The following is a 20386-nucleotide window of genomic DNA, read 5'->3' on the forward strand; positions in this document are numbered from 1 at the left end:
AACATCGGGTAGACCTTCTCCACCACCGGGCCGTTGAAGTCCCAGGCCAGGCACTGGCCCAGGTGCATCGGCGGCTGGCCGTCGGCCGTTGGCGCGAACGAGGCCGAACGGGTCTGGAACGCGGCGGTGGCGAGGTTGAACAGCAGCTCGCGCAGGTGGGTGCAGCCCTGAATGCCCCCCAGGTGGCGCTCGATGGTCGTGCGCCAGCCGCGCCCCACCGTCTCGCCGATCAGGCGCTGCATCGGCACCATGGCCTGCGGGCAGGGGTCGTGCGGGTGAGCCTCCATGGCGACCGCGATGTCGCGGATCACCATCGCATCGTCCAGCGTGACGCGGATCAGCATGTGGTGGATGGCCTCGTTCGGCGCCCACACGCCTTCACCCTCGATCTCGAACGCATGGGGTTTGGTGTCGTGCAGTTCGCCCTCGATGTCCCAGAGGCCGTCCTCGCGCTGGAAGCCGCGGTACTCGACGCGGCGCGTGTGCATGGGGGTGCGGGGCTGGGGGGTGGGCAATGGCAAGGCAGACCTCGAAGACAAGGGAACGAAGGCGTGATTTTCCCTGATCGTTCAGTCCGCAGCCCGCACCAGCGCGACGCCGGCTCGCACCAGACGTTCCACGTCGTTGGCAGAAGTCACCGGCGCCCGGCGTGCCAGGCTCACCCTGCGACCCAGCCACAGCACCCAGGGACGGCCTCCGTCGTCGGACAGTGCACTCTCGGCATCACCCACCTGCGCTTCGACCACGGCTCGCAGGCCTTGCCGGTCAAGCCAGAACGCGCCCTCGCCCGCGTTCAATGCCATCACGATGAAGCCGGGCAGCGTGGGCTCCTCGACCACCTGCAGCGTGCGGGCGTCCACCTGTCGACCGGCCTCTTCACCAAAGAAGATGTCCAGCGACTTGTCCAGCGCGAAGCCTACCGCTTTCTGCGCCATGGAGGCGAGCAGCCCCTCGCCTTGCGCCAGCTTCACCGTCAGGGTCTCCTGCCCTTTGGGCACACCCATCAACAGCACCGGCGATGAGGGCCCGTGAAACCCGTCCGCCCACCACCGCAGGTTGTGGGTCCGCGTCTGCCCCTTGCGCTTGTGGCGCAGGCGGCGGTGTTCGGCCGTCCAGCGCACGCCGTCGGTCTGCCCCTGCCAGCGGGTCAGGTCAAACACGCCCTCGATGGACATCTCACACGACCAGCCGCGCACTTCCGATTCCGCGCGCAAGGCGTCCAGCCGTTGCTGCTTCTGGCGCTGCGTCCAGCGGGACAGCACCAAGCCCACCAGCACGAGGGCGGCGACGAGCGCCAGCAGGGGGAACAGGCTCTGGAACATGGGGAACCGCCTTTCCAGTGGATGGGGAGATGCCGGCGCTCAACGTGTTGCCGCCGGGCGCACGCGCGGCAGCGGCACCCGCTCCAGCGCATCGGCCCACATGACCTTCCAGGGCGCCCAGTCGTGACCGCCGGGCGCTGACAACAGGCGATCGGGCGGCAGGATGCCGGCCATCAGGGGCGGCATGAACGGCTGCAGGCGGTCGGTTTCGCCGTAGCCCATGTACAGCGGCGGTCGCGCCTGCGCGGGGTCGGCGTGGCCCTTGAGCCAGAGCAGCAGCGCGCGTTCGTGTTGCGAGGGGTTGAGCGGTGCGTCGGGCTGCCAGCGTTGCAGCCCCCCTGCGTGCCACACCTCCTGCAGGTCCTGGCGCGGCGCCACATAGGGCGCGAGCGCGATGATGCCCGCCACCTCTTCCGGGTGTGCGCGCGCGTAGCGCAGGGCGCCGAAGCCGCCGAGCGAGATGCCCGCCATCCAGATCGAGCGGTAGCCCTGCGCGCGGGCCGGGCGGACCACGTCGTCGTGCAGCCGCTGCTCGAAGCTGCCGTTGTGGAAATAGCCCAGGTGCGCATCGGCGATCACCACGTCGGCGTCGATGCCGCGCGCGCGCACCTGCGCCACGAAGCCCTCGCGCACGATGTCCTGCGGCACCTCCTGCGCGCCGGGCATGAACACGATCAGCGTCTGGCTGCGATCGGTGGGCGACAGCGGCAGGGTCAGCGTGGCCATCGGCACCTGGGGCGCGCGCAGCAGCAGGCCGCACCCGCCCAGGCCGGCGGCCAGCACCGCGGCGGCCAGACAGCGCCAGACCACTCCGCGCCAGCGATTCATGGTGACTTGCGCCTGTGCAGCAGCCATTGCGCGCTGGCACCGCACACGGCAAACAGCAGCATCAGCCAGCCGAGGTTGATCGCGCCCTCGTGATGGAACAAGCCCACGGCAAACCCGCCCACCGCCCCCATCAGCTGCTGCGACAGCCCCGCCACCGCCGCGGCCGAGCCCGCGAGCGCCGGCAACAGGCCGACCGTGCCGCCCAGCGCCGGCGGCACCAGCAGACCATGGCCGATGCCCAGCAACACCAGCGGCAAGGCAAACGCCAGCGGCGTGTTCAGCCCGGCGAGCGCGAGCAGGAGCATCAGCGCGATCCCACCCACGGTCAGTACCTGGCCGAAACGCATGATCCGGCGCTCGCCCGTGAGGCGGGCGAAGCGCGAGGTCAGGTAGTTGCCCACGATGTACGCGCCCGGAATGGCCATGATGTAGAAGCCGATGCCGTCGGGCCTCACACCGTAGCTGCCGAGCACGATGGGCGCTCCGCCCAGAAAGGCGTAGAAGGTGGCCGTGGTCATCGCCAGCAGCAGCACGTGCAGCAGGAAAGACGGCTCGCGGCCGAGCGTGGCGTACGAGGTGAACATGGCGCGCAGCCAGTGCGGCTGCACCGTGGTGGCCTTGCGGTGGTCGGGCAGGCCCCGCCAGGCCGCGACAAAGAGCACGGCCGCCAAGCCGGCCATCAGCACGAAATTCGCCTGCCAGCCCAGGCGCACGTGCAGCTGCCCGCCGATGATGGTCGCCAGCGGCGGGCACAGGCCCATGGCCATGCCCACATAGGCCATCACCCGCGTGCGCTCCGGGCCGTCAAACAGGTCCTGCACCATGGCGCGCCCCACCACCATGCCGGCCGCCGCGCCCGCGCCCTGCAGCACGCGCGCGGCCACCAGCAACGGCAGGCTGGGCGCGAGCGCCGCCAGCACGGAGCCGGTGAACGACACCACCAGGCCAAACATCAGAATCTTCTTGCGCCCGATGCGGTCCGACAGAGGTCCATAGAGCAGTTGCATTGACCCATACGTCACCACAAAGCCGGAGAAGGTCAGCTGCACCGCCGCCTGGCTGGAGCCGAAGATCGCGCCCCATTCCTGCATGGACGGCAGGCAGATGGTCATGGCCAGCAGGCCGAAGGCGAGCTGGGCCAGCAGGTTGGCGATCAGCAGGCCGTGGGGCGCGGCCTTGGAGGGAGCAGACGTCATGGATGAAGAAACGGGTTCGGGTCAGGCGGGAATCTGGCTGGGGGTGGGTCGTAGGCTACCCGGAAACGCCCGCCCCCGTGGCGGCGGGGCCGGCGTCCAAAACCACCCGGGAAACACGCCCCCAGAGACAGGCGCCATGGCAAGCTGGCACACTGACCGCTCCACCGAAGGAGACGCCATGCCCCCCCATGATCACCCGCACTCTCACGGCGATCACGATCACCCCCCCAGCGACACCACCCCCTGGAAGCACGACGGCGTTCGCGTGGTGCCCGGCAACCAGCTCGACGGCAACGTGCCCAGCACGCCCGGCATGGACCGCAAGGCCGCCATCAACTTCGCCCGCGTCGGCGCGCAGAAGCTCTGGGCCGGCACCGTGACCATCCACGCCAACGCCAAAACCGGCGCCCACCACCACGGCCCGCTGGAGAGCGTGATCTACGTGGTGAAAGGCCGCGCGCGCATGCGCTGGGGCGATCACCTGGAGTTCACCGCCGAGGCCGGCCCGGGCGATTTCATCTACGTGCCGCCCTTCGTGCCGCACCAGGAGATCAACGCCAGCGCCACCGAGGTGCTGGAGTGCGTGCTGTGCCGCAGCGATGGCCAGGCGGTGGCGGTGAACCTGGACATCGAACCGGTGGAGAAACCCGAGCAGGTGCTGTGGCTGGACCCGACCCACCCGAACGGCGGGGTCTGACACCATGGCGCAATACTGGCTGATGAAATCCGAGCCCGAGGAGTGCTCGATCGACGACGCGCTGGCCGCGCCCAGCGCCACCGTGCCCTGGACCGGCGTGCGCAACTACCAGGCCCGCAACTTCATGCGCGACGGCATGCGGCTCGGCGACGGCGTGCTGTTCTACCACTCCAGCTGCGCCGAGCCCGGCATCGTCGGGCTGGCCCGGGTCGCCTCGGGCACCCGGCCCGACCCGACGCAGTTCGACCCGGCCTCGCCCTACTTCGACCCCAAGTCGCCAGCAGACAAGCCGCGCTGGCTGCTGCTCGACGTGCAGGCGGTGAAGAAGACGCGCCTCATCGGCCTGCCCGAGCTGCGTGCCACGCCCGAGCTGGCCGAGATGGTGGTGCTACAGCGCGGCAGCCGCTTGTCGATCACGCCTGTAAGTGCCGAACACTGGCGGTTCATCACGCAGGAGCTGCTGGGCGGCTGAAGCGCAACGCCCTGCACGGTGTCAGCCGCGCGGGTCGGCGAACCGCTGTGCCGAACGCTCGCGCGCTTTCTGCGCTTCGACCTCACGGTTCTTCGGCTCCGCGTTGGTCACCATCGACCGGATGAGTCGCCGAGCCGATTCGGCCACCTCGGCCACGGCGCGGTCAAAGGCCTCCTCATTCGCTTTCGATGGCACATTGAATCCGCTGAGCTTGCGCACGAACTGCAGCGAGGCGTCGCGGATTTCCAGCTCGCTGGCCGGCGGCTCGAAGTTGAACAGGGTCTTGATGTTGCGGCACATGATGGGGTCCTGCGTTGGCGGTGGTGAGATGGTACGGAGCCCCGACCAGGGGTTCAATGGAAATCCCGGCTCTCCGTCGCCAGCCGGCCCAGCCACGGCGTGAGGTCTTCCAGGTGACCGGCGATGAGGTTGCAGACCTCGCCTTCGCGCTGCCACACGCCGTGCACCGCCATCAGCCGCGAGCGGGTGAGTTCGCGGCGCTGGCGGTCGCGCAGGGCTTTCCAGACGATGACCTGCACCACGCCGGTCTCGTCTTCCAGCGTCACGAAGACCACGCCTTTGGAGGTCTCGGGTTGCTGGCGGCCGGTGACGATGCCGCAGGCGCGCACGAGGCGTCCGTTGGGGGCGTCTTTCAACATCTCGGCGGTCATGAAACGGCGCGCCTGCAGGCGCTCGCGCAGCAGGGCCAGCGGGTGGCGGCGCAGGGTGAGGCCGAGGGACGCGTAGTCCCAGACGATGGCTTCGCCTTCGGGCGCTTCGGGCAGGTCGAGCGCATCTTCTTCGACCGGCGCTTCTTTGAGCAGCGCCGGCGGGGCCTTGAGGGCGGCGGCGTCCCAGACCTGCTGGCGGCGGTGGCCGCTCAGGGACTGCAGCGCGTCGGCGGCGGCGAGCTGTTGCATGGCCCGCTGATCCAGGCCTGAGCGACGGGCGAGGTCTTCGGCGTCTGTGAACGCGTGGGTTTCTCGCGCAGACATGAGGCGCATCACTTCGTCGTGTGACAGGCCGCTGACCAGGCGCAGGCCCAGGCGCACGGCGGGCCGGGTGGGCTCGGGGACGGCCCTCGCCCCTGCCCTCTCCCAGGGGGAGCGCGGGTCGAAGCCCTGTTCTTCCAGCGTGCAGTCCCAATCGCTCTCCATCACGTCCACCGCGCGCACTTCGACGCCGTGACGCACAGCGTCCTGCACCAGCTGGCTCGGCGAATAGAAACCCAGCGGCTGGCTGTTGAGCATGGCGGCCAGGAACTCGGCCGGGTGGTGGCGCTTGATCCAGCAACTGGCGTAGACCAGCAACGCGAAGCTGGCGGCGTGGCTTTCGGGGAAGCCGTAGCTGGAGAAACCTTTCACCTGCTCGACCACACGCTGCGCGAAGTCGAGCGGGTAACCACGCTCGGTCATGCCGTTGATCAGGCGCTCCTGGTACTTGCCGAGGCCGCCCTTGCGCTTCCAGGCGGCCATGGCGCGGCGCAGACCGTCGGCCTCGCCGGGCGTGAAGCCGGCCGCGATGATGGCGATCTGCATGCACTGCTCCTGGAACACGGGCACGCCGAGCGTGCGCTTGAGTGCGGCGTCCAGGCCCTTGGGGTAATCGATGGGTTCCTTGCCCTGGCGGCGGTTCAGGTAGGGGTGCACCGCGCCGCCCTGGATGGGCCCTGGCCGCACCAGCGCGACCTCGATCACCAGGTCGTAGAACTCGCGCGGCCGCAGGCGCGGCAGCATGCTCATCTGCGCGCGGCTCTCGATCTGGAACACGCCCACGGTGTCGGCGGCGCAGATCATGTCGTAGGTGCTTTCGTCTTCCGCCGGGATGTCCTGCATCTGGAAGTCGAAGCCCTGGCGCTGGCCGATGAAGTCGAGCGACTTGCGGATGGCCGTCAACATGCCGAGCGCGAGCACGTCCACCTTGAGCAGGCCCATGGCGTCGAGGTCGTCCTTGTCCCACTCGATCACGGTGCGGTCGGCCATGGCGGCGTTTTCGATCGGGACCATGCGCGAGAGCGGCATCTGTGTCAGCACGAAACCGCCGGTGTGTTGCGAGAGGTGACGCGGAAAACCCATGAGCTGGCCGGTGAGGGCCACGAGCTGGCGCACCTGCAGGCTGTCCGGATCGAGCCCCGCTTCGGTGATGCGCTCGGGCGCAAAACCATCCTCGCTCCACCAACGGTGGCCGCTGCCCAGCGCGTCCAGCGCGGCGTCGTCGAAGCCCAGTGCCTTGCCCACGTCGCGCAGGGCGCTGCGTGGTCGGTAGCTGATGACGGTGGCGGTGAGCGCGGCGCGCTCGCGGCCGTATTTGGTGTAGAGGTACTGGATGACTTCTTCGCGCCGCTCGTGTTCGAAATCGACGTCGATGTCGGGCGGCTCGTTGCGCTCTCTGGAGATGAAGCGCTCGAACAGCACCGCCGTGCGCGCCGGGTCCACCTCGGTCACGCCCAGGCAATAACAGACCGCGCTGTTGGCCGCCGAGCCGCGGCCCTGGCAGAGGATGTGCTGCGAGCGCGCGAAGGCGACGATGTCGTACACGGTGAGGAAGTAGTGCTCGTACTGCAACTCGCTGATCAGCGCCAGTTCGTGCTCCACCTGTTGCTGCACCGAGGCGGGCGCACCCGCGGGCCAGCGCCGCCCCATGCCTTCGTAGGCCAGTTGGCGCAGGTAGCTGGCCGGTGTTTCGCCCGGCGGCACCACTTCACTCGGGTACTGGTAGGCCAGCTCGTCAAGCGAAAAACTGCAACGCCCGGCGACCTTCAGCGTCTCGGCCAGCAGCGCTTCGGGGTAGCGCTGCGCCAGCGCCAGGCGCGAGCGCAGGCGCTGCTCGGCGTTGGGTGCGAGCGCGTGGCCGCATTCGGTCAGGGGCTTGCCGATGCGCGTGGCGGTGAGCACGTCCTGCAAGGCCTTGCGCGAGCGCAGGTGCATGTGCACATCGCCCACCGCAACCAGCGGCACGGCGGTGAGTTCGCTGCTCTGGCGCAACCGGTGCAGGCGCATCTCGTCGTCCATCAGGCGCAGCTGCTCCACGCCGAGCCAGCAGCGGCCCATGAAATGCTGGAGCAGCCAGCGCGCCACGCGGTCCATCTGGTCCTGACTGCTGCCGCGCTGCGGCACGGCGATGACGAGGCAGTCGGCCAGTGCGTCGGCGCTGATGTGCTTCAGCGTGAGGCGGTACGTGCCCTTGGGCGCCGTGCGGCGCAGCCGGGTGATGAACTCGCAGAGGTTGCCGTAACCGTTGAGATTGATGGCGAGCACGACGAGGGTGAACGGCGCGTCGCACTGCACCTGGAACTGGCTGCCCACGAGCAGCTTCAGGCCTTGCTCTTTGGCCGCCACGTGCGCACGCACGATGCCGGCAAGCGAACATTCGTCGGTGAGGGCGAGCGCGGTGTAGCCCAGCGCCTGCGCGCGCTCCACCAGCTCTTCGGGGCGGCTCGCACCGCGCAGGAAGCTGAAGTTGGAGAGGCACAGCAACTCCGCGTAGGAGGGGATGCCAGGGGGTTGTGGCGTCACGGCAAGAGTGCCCCCTCCGGCGCGAAATGCCCGAACCCAGGATGCGGTGGAACCGGCTTTGCCGGGCCGCTCGCATCGCCCCCTGGAAGGGGGTCGCGCGCAGCGCGGCGGGGGTCAAGCAAAGATGCCATGCAGGAACCACGCAGGCGCCTCGTCCAGCCGCGTCTGGAACACCCACAACACGCCCGCGTGCGCCGACTGCGCGACCCAGTAGTCGCGCACCACGTTGCGGATCTGGCCGGCGGCCTCGTCGCGGTCCCACCAGCCGCCTTCCACCCGCTGCGGGCCGGCGAGCAATTGCAGTTCGCCCTGGTAATACGGCCGGTGGGCGCGCACCAGCAGCTTGAGCGGCGCGCTCAGGATGAAGCCGGGCTGTGGCAGATCGCTGACCGTGGCGGGTTTTCGGGGCAGGGGCTCGGGCGCCGGCTGCCAGCGGCACATCCACTCGGGCCGGTGGTCTTCGCACAGCACCGGGCGCAGCACGCGCTGCGGCCCGAGGCGGGCGGCGATGCGCTCCAGCACCAGGGGCAGCGTCTCGCCGCCGGCGTTGTCGTCGGGCAGCCAGGAGGCGCTTCTTTCTTCCAGTGGCATCACGGCGTCGGCGACCAGTTCCAGGTCGCCCACCGGGGCCAGCAGTTCCACCCGGGTCAGGTGCTCGCCGAGCAGGCGGCAGAGGTGCTCCAGGTTGCGCGTGGGCTCTGCCGTGCGCACGGTGAGGCTGCCGCCCTCGCCCGCCGATTTCGCGCGCATGGCGTCGTGCGCCCAGTGCAGCGTGAAGGCGGTGGTGCCGCTGTGGCGCGCGGCGAGCCAGCCACACAGCGCCAGCAGCAGGCGGCGCGCGCCGAACAGCAGGGCCGTCGCATCGTCCACGCGGAACATCAGTTCCAGCCGCTGCGCGAAGCGCTCGGGCAGCGCGATCCAGCGGTGCACCTCGGGCGCGCGGCCATAGGCCTGGTCGAGCGCGGCGAGCAGCTGTTTGTCAAAGCGCCGGCCGACGCCACCGCGCGGCAGGCGCCGCACATCGCCCAGGCTGCGGCAACCGATGTGCGCCAGCGTGAGGCGGTGCGGGCGCACGGCGCTGAGCGTGTCCATGGGCAGGGCGTCGAGCAAGCCGTTCAGCGGCTGGCAAAAGCCGTCTTCCACGCCCGCGCGCGCCAGCGCCAGCGCGGCCAGGCTGTTGGGCGCCCAGGCGACCTGGCTCACGCCCAGCTCGGCACCGTCCGAGACCACACGCTCCCGCAGCGCGTGCCAGCCACCAAACAGGCGCACGCTGGCCGCCAGCTCCATGACCACGGCTTCGTCAGCGACAGCAACCCGGGGCGTGAATTGAAGGGCCCAGAGCGCCAGCGCCTGCAGCGCCGCGTCAGTGGGCGAGGCGGTGTCGTCGGGTGCCGGCAGCCGGAGCGCTGACCAGAGCATGGCCGGCCTCACTGGGAAGAGGGAGCGGGGCGTTCTGCGGTGCCGGTTCGAGCGGCAGCAGGGTGCTGGGCTTCTGCAGCCGTGGCGTCAGGATGGCCTGCAGGCCGCCGGGCACCGAGGGCAGGTGCAGCGTGGTCTCCAGCGGCGGGCCCTTGCGTTTGAACACGTCCACCAGCAGTTCCCAGTCCGCCCCCACGCGGGCGAGCAGGCGCAGCGGCGCGGCCGACGATTCGCGGGCCGCCGTGGCGGGCCGGCACAGGAACACCGGGCCGGCGCAGCCCGCGGCCAGCACCTGCAGGCGGCGCACCTGCTCGGCGCGCACCTGCGGCAACCAGGCGATGAGCGCACCGCAGGCGTTGGCCTTGACCAGCTGTTCGGTGACCCACAGGCGCTCGGCCGGCGTTTCGGCCATCACCCAGACCAGTTGCCGCTCGTGGATGCCGTCCAGGCGCAGGCCCGGTGGGTGCGGTGGCCGGGGCGGCCCGACCAGCACCACGCTGCGCCCGGCGGCGCACACCCGGCGCAGCAGCGGCCCGAGCAGCCGCCATTCCAGCGTGCCGCTCTGGGCGCTCAACAGTTCGGTGACGCCGTGGCCGGGCCAGCCGCCGCCGGGCAGCACCGCGTCGAGCGCCTCGAACCCGCTCGACACGGTGGCCGCCACCGGGCTGCCCAGCTGGTCGGCGCGCCAGAGCGCGGCCGCCACGGCGGGCGGCAACCCACGCGGCGCGCAGGCCGGGCGGGGGGGAGGACACGCCAGCGCACCCGACAGGTCGTCGGTGGCGCCGGACAGCACGGTGTTCATGGGCGACGGTTCTCGGCAGGGATGGACGGACACATTCAACGGATGCCCGGACAAAGAAGCACCGGCCAGCATGCCTTTCGCCCCCTCCGGCCACTCGATGCCGGGCTCACACCCAGCGCCAGAGCTGGCTCAGGATGGAGGGGATCTGGAACCGGCGCAGGGGGTAGTGCTGACGGAACCGGACGGTCATGGACAGGTGGGGTGCTTGCATTCGGGTACTGTACATAAATACAGTTTTTATGGCAATCGATTCCCGCTGGGCGGACAAACGACCCGATGGCCCGCCCCCACGCTCCCGGGCAGCATGCCGTTCAAGCGCACAGCCTTCATCGCCCACCCCCTAGACTCTGGCCATGCAAGCGTCCGAACAACCCATCCTGCGCGACCTCGTGCTCGTCGGCGGCGGCCACAGCCACGTGGTCGTGCTGCGCATGCTCGCCATGCAACCCGAGCCCGGCCTGCGCATCACCCTGATCTGTACCGACATCGACACGCCCTACTCCGGCATGTTGCCGGGCTACATCTCGGGCCACTACAGCTTTGACGAGGTGCACATCGACCTGGGCCGCCTGGCGGCGTTTGCCGGCGCGCGCTTCATTCACGGTGAAGTGACGGGCCTGGACCGCACCCACCAGCGCGTGCTGCTGCGCGACCGGCCTTCGGTGCCCTACGACCTGCTCTCCATCAACACCGGCTCCACGCCCAAGGTGCGACAGGTGGATGGCGCCCAGGCGCACACCGTGCCGGTCAAGCCCATCGCCCATCTCAACCAGCGCTGGCTGCAGCTGCTGGAGCGCGTGCGCGGTCTGCGGGATCGTTTCACCATTGCGGTGGTGGGCGGCGGCGCGGGGGGCGTGGAGCTGCTGCTGTCCATGCAGTACCGGCTGCGCCAGGAACTGCACACCCTGGGCAAAAGCCCCGATCTGCTGCGCTTCGTCCTGCTCACGGCGGGCGACACCCTCCTGCCCACGCACAACCCCGGGGTGCGCGCGCGCTTTGCCCGCGTGCTGAAAGAGCGTCATGTGGCGGTGCACACCCGCGCCGAGGTGACGCAGGTCTCGCCCGGCTGCCTGCACACGCAGGACGGCCGCACCTTCGACGCCGACGAAACCCTGTGGGTCACGCAGGCCGGTGGCCCGGCCTGGCTTCAAAGCACCGGCCTGGCGCTGGACGAACACGGCTTCATCCAGGTCAACGACCGGCTGCAGACGCTGGACGACCCGAAGATCTTTGCCGCGGGCGACGTGGCCTCGTTCACGGCCCGACCGCTGGAGAAAGCGGGCGTGTTCGCGGTGCGCATGGGTCCGCCACTGGCGAAGAACCTGCGACTGAGCCTGCGCGGCCAGCCCCTGGTGCCTTACCGGCCGCAGCAACGCTGGCTGGCGCTGATTTCCACCGGTGACCGCTGCGCCGTGGCCTCGCGCGGCGCCCTGGGCTTCGCCGGCGCCTGGGTCTGGACCTGGAAGGACTGGATCGACCGCCGCTTCATGCGCAAGTTCACCGAGCTGCCGGCCATGGCCGATGCCCGCCCGGCACGCGCCGCACCCACCAGCAGCCTGGTGCTGAGCGCCGAAGAATCGCGCCAGGCCATCTCGGCGATTGCCATGCGCTGCGGCGGCTGCGGCGCCAAGGTGGGCGCCAGCATCCTGAGCCGCGCCCTGGGGCAGCTGCAACCGGTCGAGCGCGACGACGTGCTGATCGGCCTGCATTCGCCCGACGATGCCGCCGTGGTGCGGGTGCCGCCGGGCAAGGCCATGGTGCACACGGTGGACTTTTTCCGCAGCTTCATCGACGACCCCTACCTGTTCGGCCAGGTCGCGGCCAACCACGCGCTGGGCGACATCTTCGCCATGGGCGCCGAGCCGCAGTCCGCCACGGCCATCGCCACCGTGCCGCCGGGCCTGGAGGCCAAGGTGGAAGACCTGCTGCTGCAGATGATGACCGGCGCGGTCGAGGTGCTCAACGCCGCGGGATGCAGCCTGGTCGGCGGCCACACCGGCGAGGGCCGAGAGCTGGCGCTGGGCTTCGCCATCAACGGGCTGATCGACGAGCAGATGGACGGCGTCATGCGCAAAGGCGGCATGTTGCCCGGCGACGTGCTGCTGCTCAGCAAACCCATCGGCACCGGCACCCTGTTCGCGGCCCATGCCCGGCACGCGGCCAAAGGCCGCTGGATCGACGCGGCGCTGAAATCGATGGTGGTGTCCAACCAGGCCGGCGCCCGCATCCTGCGCGAACACGGCGCCACCGCCTGCACCGACCTGACCGGCTTTGGCCTGCTCGGGCACCTGGTGGAAATGACGCGTCCCTCGGGCGTGGACGCCGAGCTGCAGCTGAGCGCCCTGCCCTTGCTCGACGGCGCGGTGGAATGCGTCGAGGCGGGCATCGTCAGTTCGCTGCAGCCGGCCAACGTGCGCCTGCGCCGTGCGCTGCGCAACGCCGAGGACTTCGTCAAGGACCCGCGCTACCCGCTGCTGTTCGACCCGCAAACCGCCGGAGGGCTGCTGGCCAGTGTGCCGGCCGACCGGGCGGCCGACTGCATCCGCGCCCTCAAGGCCGCGGGCTACCCGCAGACCACCGCCATCGGGCGCATCCTCGGCGCGTCCGACGCGCTGGAGCCCGTGGTGCTGACCCCGTGACTCCCGGACGCCAAGCTTGAAACCCTGAAAATTCTCTTTTCAGATCAACGCCTTGCAGCTCCACGGTCATCAGATGTGCCCGAATTCATGGTGATGCCCCCGACGCCGGTGAGACCCGCAAGGAACTGTGTTTATGAACAGCAACGGAAAACTGAGAGGTTGTCCATCCCCAGGACATCACGGGGATGGAACCATTGCCTTAGCACTCACTCACAGAGAGTGCTAATATTTGTGCAAGACCAACCTGAGGAGGGTCCTTCTACATGTCCACATCCCTGATGACACCCGCCGCGCTGCCGTCCGCCACCTTGGCGGTCGCCAGCCCGTGGGCGAGCCGTTCGCTGACGCTGCCCGCGCTGGGCAACCTCGACGCCTACATTTCTGCCGTCAACCGCATGCCGCTGCTGACGTTCGAGGAAGAGCAGAGCGCCGCGCGCCGCCTGCGCGACCACAACGACCTCGACGCCGCCGGTCAGCTGGTGATGTCGCACCTGCGTCTGGTGGTGTCGATCGCCCGCCAGTACCTGGGTTATGGCCTGCCTCACGGCGACCTGATCCAGGAAGGCAACGTCGGCCTGATGAAGGCCGTCAAGCGCTTCGACCCCGACCAGGGCGTGCGCCTGGTGAGCTACGCCATGCACTGGATCAAGGCCGAGATCCATGAGTACATCCTGAAGAACTGGCGCATGGTCAAGGTGGCCACCACCAAGGCCCAGCGCAAGCTGTTTTTCAACCTGCGTTCGATGAAACAGGGCTTCCGCTCTGAAGCCATGGACGGCGACACCCACCGCGAGGCGTTTTCCGACGGCGAAGTGGACGTGGTCGCGCGCGACCTGAAGGTCAAGCCCGAAGAGGTGCGCGAGATGGAAACCCGGCTCTCGGGCGGCGATGTGGTGCTGGACCCGAGCCCGGGCGACGACGGCGAAGACAGCTTCGGCCCCATCGCCTACCTGGCCGATGCCACCCACGAGCCGACCGCGGTGCTCGAATCGGCCGAGCGCGACGCGCTGGCCACCGAGGGCGTGGCGCGTGCCATGGGCGAGCTGGACGAACGCTCGCGCCGCATCGTGACCGAGCGCTGGCTCAAGGTGAACGACGACGGCTCGGGCGGCATGACGCTGCACGAACTGGCGGCCGAGTACGGCGTGAGCGCCGAGCGCGTGCGCCAGATCGAGGTCGCGGCCATGAAAAAGATGCGCAAGGCGCTGACCGCGTTCGCCTGACCTCGCGCACGGCCCACGCACAACCCCGGACCGGCTCCCGCCGACCGGGGTTTTTCTTTGTGTGCGACGGGGAGCCAGGGCCCATGACACGCCCTCCCACCGGGGCCACTGGCCGTGTCTCCCCGGCCACACCGGCCGGGGAGACACAATCGGTGGGTCATGACCCACACCAACGCCCTCGGCCCACCCGCCCGCACCGCCCGTTGCTGGTGTCGGCTGGGCCTGTGGGCACTGGCCATGGTCTGGTGTTCACTCGTCCAGGCGGCGCCGGCCCCGTCGGGCACCGCGCTCCAGCCGATCGAGCTGGATGGCCGGATGGTCAGTGTGCCGCTGGCGCAGCACAGCGTGTTCTGGGTGGACACGACCGGAACGATGACGGTGCAGGCGCTGGAGGCGCAGCAGGCGGACGTGCCGTTCGCCCTGCGCAGCGCCACGCACCGGGTGCGTCTGGGCGAGCGCGGCGTGCTGTGGGTCCGCTTTGATGCCTGGGTGCGCGACAACCGCTCGCACTGGGAACTGGAGCTGATGCGCTCGGGCACCGACCGTGTGAACCTCTACCACCGTCTGGCGGACGGCAGCTGGAACGAACAACGCGCGGGGGACCATGTGCCGGTGAGCGAATGGGCCTCCCCGGACCGCTACCCGGTGTTCGGCCTGGACACGCGCACCGACGCGCCCGTGACCTACTGGGTGCGCATCGAACACGTGCGGGTGCCATTCTCGGGCGAGCTAGCGATCCACAGCCACAGCCAGTTGCGCGAGCTGCGCATCCTGCAGCAGTTCCTGCTGGGGGCCTACTTCGGCATGGCCCTGCTGCTGGTGCTGGTGGCGGTGGCCAACGCCCTGGTGTTCCGCGACACCAGCTTCGCGGCCTACGCGATCTACATCTCGCTGCTGGGCCTGTCGCTGGCGGCGTCGATGGGGGTGGGCGGGCAGTTCCTGTGGCCCCATTCGGCGGGCTGGAACAGCGTGGCCGAGTTCGTGCTGCTGCCGCTGGCCGCCGTGGCGGCCCTGCTCTTTGTCCGCCACGTGGTGCAGCCGCGCCGCATCGGCCGCTCGCTCGACCGCCTCTCGCTCACGCTGGCCGCCGTGTTCCTGATCGTCACCGCCTGGGACGTGATCGCCCCCACGCAGCTCAGCTTCAACAGCCTCACGGTCGCCGGCACCCTGACCCTGATCGTGGTCTACGCCATGCTGTGGGCGGCGTGGCGCACGGGCGACCGCTGGGTGCGCTGGATCGCGCTGGGCATCCTGCCGGTGCTGCTGGCCGGGTCGCTGCCGGTGCTGCGCAACTTCGGCCTCATTTCCTCGGGTTTCCTGACGCAGTACGCCACCGTGATCGCGGCGGCGATCGAAGCGCCGCTGCTGATCTACGGGCTGCTCCAGCGCTCCTCCCTGCAGCACGAGGCTCAAGCCCGCGCCAGGGCGCTGGTGGTCACCGAGCCGCTGACCGGGCTGACCAACCGCCACAACTTCATGCTGCGGCTGCACGACAGCCTGGTGCGGGCGCAGCGCTACCGACACAAGAATGCCTTGCTGCTGATCGCCCTGGACAACCACGAATGGTTCAACGCCGAGCATGGCCGGGAAGTGGCCGACCGCGCGCTGGTGCTCACGGGTTCGCTGCTGCGCTCGGTGGCGCGCGACGTGGACACCGCCGCGCGGGTGGACGACAACCAGTTCGCCTTGCTCATGGAAGGTCCGGTCCGCACCGCCCAGGCCGTGGCGGCCGCGACCGCCATCGTCGCCGGCGGGCTGCGTCCGTCCGATCAACTGCCCACCGGTTCGTCGCTGCGTTTCAAGGTGGTGCTCGCCCTGTTGCCCGACGACGGGCACGAGCTGCAACTCGATACCCAGGTGCACATGGCCTGGCTGAGGGATGCGCTGCGCGACCTCCAGCGCGACAAGCGCAAGAACATCGAGACACTCAATGTCTAGATTCGAGCGTCGGACATCCATGGCCCTGGCGAGCGACCCTTGCGCTTGAAACGGTGCGGCCCAGGGCACCGCCGGGCCGGCTCTGCCGGACGGCCAGTGCCGCCCCCTTTGAGGGGGTCGCGCGAAGCGCGGCGGGGGTGTTTCAATTCAGCGCACGAGATCCACACGATCGATGGTCGGCCGCACGGCCAGCCTCGCCGGCAGACCGATCGTGCCCACCCCCGGCGTCACGAGCAGCCGCCCCGCCGGCGTGTCATACAACCCGTTCCACCAGGATTGCTGTGAGTTCGTGTGACGGAGGTACCAGGGCGTGAGGCCGGGTATCCATATCTGGCCGCCGTGGGTGTGACCGGCCACCGAAAGAAAGGCAGCGCCCACCGGCAGCAAGGCCACGGTGTCGGGCTGGTGCACGACCACCAGTCGCGGTGAGGCCGCAGACACACCCGCGGGCCAGAGGCTGCGGATCTGCTCCTGCGGCCGGCCGCCCCACTGGTCGTCCAGGCCGACCAGCTCCCAGCCCTTCCAGGGCACGACCTGACCTTCGATCAGGCGCACGCCGTGGGCCTGGAGCGCTTCGCGCAGCGGCAGCGTGAGATCAGGGCCGGGCGCCTGCACGTCGTGGTTGCCGAGCACGCCCCAGACCGGGTGGCGGATGCGCGACAGCGGGGCCAGCCCTTCGCGCAGGTTCAGCGAGGGCTCGTGGGTCCAGTCGCCGGCCACGAGCACCGCGTCCACGTCCATGCCATTGAGCTGGTTCACCAGCGCATCCAGCTGGTGATCGCGGAAGAACAGGCCCCAGTGGATGTCGGCCACCACCGCGAGCCGCAGGGGCTGCGCGGCCGGCGGGATGCCGCTGATGGTGGTGTGCCGCACCTGGATCCACTGCGGCTCCACCAGCGAAGACCAGAGCCCCACCAGCACCAGCGCTGCGTACACCGGCAAGCGCCAACGCCGCCAGCGGGTGTCCAGCGCAAACTGCGTCAACAGGCCCACCAGCAGCGGAACGCCCGCCAGCCGGGGCGCCCAGTAGAGCCAGAGCATGATGAAGTTGCGCAGCTCCAGGCGCGGCGTGTGCCAGCGTCCGCCGTGGTCCCAGGCGGTGATGACCAGCGCGGCCACCAGCCCCAGAACGAACAGCAGCCATGCCCAGCGGTCGAGCCGGTGCAGGCGGTTCACCGAGAGACCTTCGCCCTGCGGGCTGCGGTGCGAGCTTGCTTGGGGCGGCCCGGCGCAGCGCTCATTGGAGGATCAGGCCTCGCGGCGCAGCGCGGGGAACAGGATCACATCGCGGATGCTGGGGCTGTCGGTCAGCAGCATCATCAGGCGGTCGATGCCGATGCCACAGCCACCGGCCGGGGGCATGCCGTACTCCAGCGCGCGGATGAAGTCGGCGTCGTAGTACATGGCCTCTTCGTCACCACCGTCTTTGGCCGACACCTGCGCGTGGAAGCGCGCGGCCTGGTCTTCGGCGTCGTTCAGCTCGGAGAAGGCGTTGCCGAACTCGCGGCCGGTGATGTAAAGCTCGAAGCGCTCGGTCACTTCCGGGCGGTCGTCGTTGGCGCGCGCCAGCGGCGAAATTTCCGTCGGGTGCTCCATGATGAAGGTCGGGTTCCAGAGCTTCTCTTCCACCGTCTCTTCGAAGTACAGCACCTGCAGGCTGGCCAGGCTGCGCGTGCTCAGCTGGTGCTTGGCTTCGGACATGCCCAGCTTTTTGAGCGCTGGGATCAGCCACTCGGCGCTGTCCACACCCTCGCCGGCGTCGGTGTATTTCAGGATCGCTTCGCGGATGGTCAGGCGCTCAAACGGCGAATACACGTCCACCGGTTTGCCGTTGTAGGTGATCGGTGTGTCACCGTGCACCTGCTTCACCACATGGCGGATCAGCTGCTCGTTGAAGTCCATCAGGTCGTGGTAGTTCCAGTACGCCGCGTAGAACTCCATCATGGTGAACTCGGGGTTGTGGCGCACCGAGATGCCTTCGTTGCGGAAGTTGCGGTTGATCTCGAACACGCGGTCAAACCCGCCCACCAGCAGGCGCTTCAGATACAGCTCGGGCGCGATGCGCAGGAACATCTCCTGGTCCAGCGCGTTGTGGTGCGTCTTGAAGGGCTTGGCGTTGGCGCCACCGGGGATGGGGTGCAGCATCGGCGTTTCCACTTCGAGGAAGCCGTGGCTCACCATGAAGTCGCGGATGCTGGAGAGCGCGTGGCTGCGGGTGACAAAACGCTTGCGCGCGCTTTCGTCGGTCATCAGATCGACATAACGCTGGCGGTATTTGATTTCCTGGTCGTGGATGCCGTGGAACTTGTCGGGCAACGGCCGCAGGCTCTTGGTGATCAGCCGGATCTTGTCGGCGTGGATGGTGAGTTCGCCGGTGCGGGTGCGCATGAGCACGCCCTCGGCGGCCACGATGTCACCCAGGTCCCAGTGCTTGAAGGTCTCCAGCATCGGCGCACCCACGCTGTCGGTGTTCAGGTAGATCTGGATGCGACCACCGCTGGGGCCGAACGAGGCGTCCTGCAGGGTGGCGAAGCTGGCCTTGCCCATCACGCGCTTGAGCATCATGCGGCCCGACACGCTGGCGCGCACCGGCGTGGCCTCCAGGGCTTCTTTGGTGGCGTCACCGTGCGTGGCGAACAGCGCCTCGGCCTTGTCCACCGGCTTGAAGTCGTTCGGAAACGCCACACCTTCGCCGCGCTGCTGCGCCTCGCGCAGGGCCTTGAGTTTCTCGCGCCGCTCCGCAATCAGCTGGTTGTGGTCGGTGGCGGGAATGGCGGGGGCGTTTTCGATGGTCATGGTGTGGGGCAAATAAAAACGGGTTGCGCCCAAAAAGGCGCAACCCGTCATTGTAGTTTTTCGAGAACGCTCAGTGCCCGAGGTAGGCCTCGCGCACTTTCGGGTCCACCAGCAGGTCCTTGCCGCTGCCTGTCATGGTGATCTCACCCGAGTCCATGACGTAACCGCGATCGGCGATCTGCAAGGCCCGCTGGGCGTTCTGCTCGACCAGCAGAATCGTCACGCCCTGCCCGGACACGTCGCGCACGACCTCGAAAATCTTGTCCACCATGATGGGCGAGAGGCCCATGGAGGGCTCATCGAGCAACAGCACCTTGGGCTGGCTCATCAGCGCACGGGCCATCGCCAGCATCTGCTGCTCACCGCCCGACATGGTGCCGGCCAGCTGGTCCTTGCGCTCTTTCAGTCGCGGAAAGATGCCGAACATGCGTTCGATGTCGTTCGCAATGCCCGCCTTGTCGCTGCGGATGTAGGCCCCCATCTGCAGGTTCTCGGTGATGGTCATGCGGGTGAACACACCGCGGCCTTCCGGCACCATCGCCAGACCCAGCCGGACCAGATCCCAGGCGCCGCGCCCCTTGATGCTCTGACCCAGGTATTCGATGTCACCGCCTTCGAAACCCAGCGATCCGGTGATCGCCTTCATGGTGGTGGTCTTGCCGGCACCGTTGGAGCCGATGAGGGAGATCAGCTCGCCCTCGCGCACTTCCAGATCGACGCCCTTGACGGCCTTGATGCCACCGTACGCGACCTTCAGGCCGCTGACTTTGAGTAGTGTGTTTGCCATGTTGTTCTTTCCTCAAGCACCACCGGTTCCGAGGTAGGCCTCGATCACCTTCGGATCGTTCTGCACCTCGGCCGGCGTGCCGGACGACAGCTGCTTGCCGTAGTCGAGCACGGTCACACGGTCGCACAGGCCCATCACCAGTTTCACGTCGTGCTCGATCAGCAGGATGGTGCGGTTGTCCTTGCGGATGCGGTCGATCAGCTCGCGCAGCAGCACCTTCTCCGTTGCGTTCATGCCCGCAGCGGGTTCGTCGAGTGCGATCAGCTGCGGGTCGGTGGCCAGCGCGCGCGCGATCTCCAGGCGGCGCTGGTCGCCATAGCTCAGCGTGCGCGACTTGTAGTCGGCAAACTTGGCGATGCCCACGTACTCCAGCAGTTCCCGTGCGCGCGCCGTGATGGCGGCCTCTTCCTTCTTGAAACCGGGTGTGCGCAACACGGCGCCGATGAGTCCCGAGTGGCTGCGCACGTGGCGACCCACCATCACGTTTTCCAGCGCCGTCATCTCCGCAAACAGGCGGATGTTCTGGAACGTGCGCGCGATGCCGGCTTTCGCCACCTCGTGCACCGCGGTCGGGGTGTAGGGTTTGCCGGCCAGTTCAAACGAACCGCTGTCCGGGGTGTACAGGCCGGTCAGCACGTTGAAGAACGTGGTCTTGCCGGCACCGTTGGGACCGATCAGGCCGTAGACCTGACCCCGTTTGATTTCGATGCCCACATCGCTCAGGGCCTGCAGGCCACCGAAGCGCTTGGAGA

17 protein-coding genes are annotated in these 20386 nt (G+C 68.8%); 5 read left to right on the top strand and 12 right to left on the bottom strand.

The features are described 5' to 3' along the window. From IV088_RS10740 to IV088_RS10755, 4 genes are all read right to left on the bottom strand, one after another. Window positions 1-488, bottom strand: a 488-nt coding sequence (locus IV088_RS10740; protein WP_291101683.1) for a DUF2889 domain-containing protein, incomplete at its 3' end; no start/stop codon positions are given. 81 nt (window positions 489-569) lie between these two features. Further along, window positions 570-1322, bottom strand: a complete 753-nt coding sequence (locus tag IV088_RS10745; protein WP_291101685.1) for a hypothetical protein — start codon at window positions 1320-1322, stop codon at window positions 570-572. Window positions 1323-1361: 39 nt separating this feature from the next. Beyond that, window positions 1362-2150 carry an alpha/beta hydrolase-fold protein gene (locus tag IV088_RS10750; protein WP_291101687.1) on the bottom strand — a complete coding sequence of 263 codons (789 nt, stop codon included), beginning with the start codon at window positions 2148-2150 and terminating at the stop codon, window positions 1362-1364. Further along, window positions 2147-3346 carry a multidrug effflux MFS transporter gene (locus IV088_RS10755; protein WP_291101689.1) on the bottom strand — a complete coding sequence of 400 codons (1200 nt, stop codon included), beginning with the start codon at window positions 3344-3346 and terminating at the stop codon, window positions 2147-2149. Before IV088_RS10755 ends, IV088_RS10750 begins: the two co-directional genes overlap by 4 nt. 178 nt (window positions 3347-3524) lie before the next feature. Here IV088_RS10755 and IV088_RS10760 point away from each other — a divergent pair, with 178 nt between their 5' ends. Both IV088_RS10760 and IV088_RS10765 read left to right on the top strand, forming a co-directional pair. After that, complete coding sequence (locus IV088_RS10760) at window positions 3525-4043, top strand: cupin domain-containing protein (RefSeq protein WP_291101691.1); 519 nt, start codon at window positions 3525-3527, stop codon at window positions 4041-4043. A gap of 4 nt (window positions 4044-4047) precedes the next feature. After that, window positions 4048-4515 carry an EVE domain-containing protein gene (locus IV088_RS10765; RefSeq protein WP_291101693.1) on the top strand — a complete coding sequence of 156 codons (468 nt, stop codon included), beginning with the start codon at window positions 4048-4050 and terminating at the stop codon, window positions 4513-4515. A 21-nt stretch (window positions 4516-4536) separates the two neighbouring features. On the opposite strand, the gene IV088_RS10770 is transcribed toward IV088_RS10765, so the two are convergent. From IV088_RS10770 to imuA, 4 genes are all read right to left on the bottom strand, one after another. After that, the gene (locus tag IV088_RS10770; RefSeq protein WP_291101695.1) at window positions 4537-4815 is read right to left on the bottom strand and encodes a DUF2277 domain-containing protein; all 279 of its coding nucleotides are present in this window, start codon (window positions 4813-4815) and stop codon (window positions 4537-4539) included. A gap of 53 nt (window positions 4816-4868) precedes the next feature. Beyond that, the gene (locus IV088_RS10775; protein ID WP_291101697.1) at window positions 4869-8030 is read right to left on the bottom strand and encodes an error-prone DNA polymerase; all 3162 of its coding nucleotides are present in this window, start codon (window positions 8028-8030) and stop codon (window positions 4869-4871) included. 114 nt (window positions 8031-8144) lie between these two features. Next, window positions 8145-9449: a DNA polymerase Y family protein gene (locus IV088_RS10780; protein ID WP_291101699.1), complete on the bottom strand. Its 1305-nt coding sequence runs from the start codon at window positions 9447-9449 to the stop codon at window positions 8145-8147. After that, window positions 9394-10251 carry a translesion DNA synthesis-associated protein ImuA gene (imuA, locus tag IV088_RS10785; RefSeq protein ID WP_291101701.1) on the bottom strand — a complete coding sequence of 286 codons (858 nt, stop codon included), beginning with the start codon at window positions 10249-10251 and terminating at the stop codon, window positions 9394-9396. Before imuA ends, IV088_RS10780 begins: the two co-directional genes overlap by 56 nt. A 353-nt stretch (window positions 10252-10604) precedes the next feature. Here imuA and selD point away from each other — a divergent pair, with 353 nt between their 5' ends. From selD to IV088_RS10800, 3 genes are all read left to right on the top strand, one after another. Further along, window positions 10605-12890: a selenide, water dikinase SelD gene (selD, locus tag IV088_RS10790; RefSeq protein WP_291101703.1), complete on the top strand. Its 2286-nt coding sequence runs from the start codon at window positions 10605-10607 to the stop codon at window positions 12888-12890. Window positions 12891-13153: 263 nt separating this feature from the next. Beyond that, window positions 13154-14113 (top strand): RNA polymerase sigma factor RpoH, encoded by a 960-nt coding sequence (gene rpoH, locus IV088_RS10795; protein ID WP_291101705.1) that lies wholly within the window; start codon window positions 13154-13156, stop codon window positions 14111-14113. Window positions 14114-14272: 159 nt separating this feature from the next. Continuing rightward, window positions 14273-16051: a 7TM diverse intracellular signaling domain-containing protein gene (locus IV088_RS10800; RefSeq protein ID WP_291101707.1), complete on the top strand. Its 1779-nt coding sequence runs from the start codon at window positions 14273-14275 to the stop codon at window positions 16049-16051. 147 nt (window positions 16052-16198) lie between these two features. Here IV088_RS10800 and IV088_RS10805 read toward each other — a convergent pair whose 3' ends face one another. The 4 genes from IV088_RS10805 to IV088_RS10820 all read right to left on the bottom strand — a co-directional run. Further along, complete coding sequence (locus IV088_RS10805) at window positions 16199-17227, bottom strand: metallophosphoesterase (RefSeq protein WP_291101709.1); 1029 nt, start codon at window positions 17225-17227, stop codon at window positions 16199-16201. A 72-nt stretch (window positions 17228-17299) separates the two neighbouring features. Continuing rightward, window positions 17300-18847, bottom strand: a complete 1548-nt coding sequence (lysS, locus tag IV088_RS10810) for a lysine--tRNA ligase (RefSeq protein ID WP_291101711.1) — start codon at window positions 18845-18847, stop codon at window positions 17300-17302. A 70-nt stretch (window positions 18848-18917) separates the two neighbouring features. After that, the gene (locus IV088_RS10815) at window positions 18918-19634 is read right to left on the bottom strand and encodes an ABC transporter ATP-binding protein (protein WP_236964267.1); all 717 of its coding nucleotides are present in this window, start codon (window positions 19632-19634) and stop codon (window positions 18918-18920) included. 12 nt (window positions 19635-19646) lie between these two features. Further along, window positions 19647-20386 (bottom strand): ABC transporter ATP-binding protein (locus IV088_RS10820; protein WP_291101715.1); only part of this gene is annotated, 740 nt, incomplete at its 5' end.

Source organism: Hydrogenophaga sp. (genome assembly GCF_018780075.1).
Taxonomy (GTDB): Bacteria; Pseudomonadota; Gammaproteobacteria; order Burkholderiales; family Burkholderiaceae_C; genus Hydrogenophaga.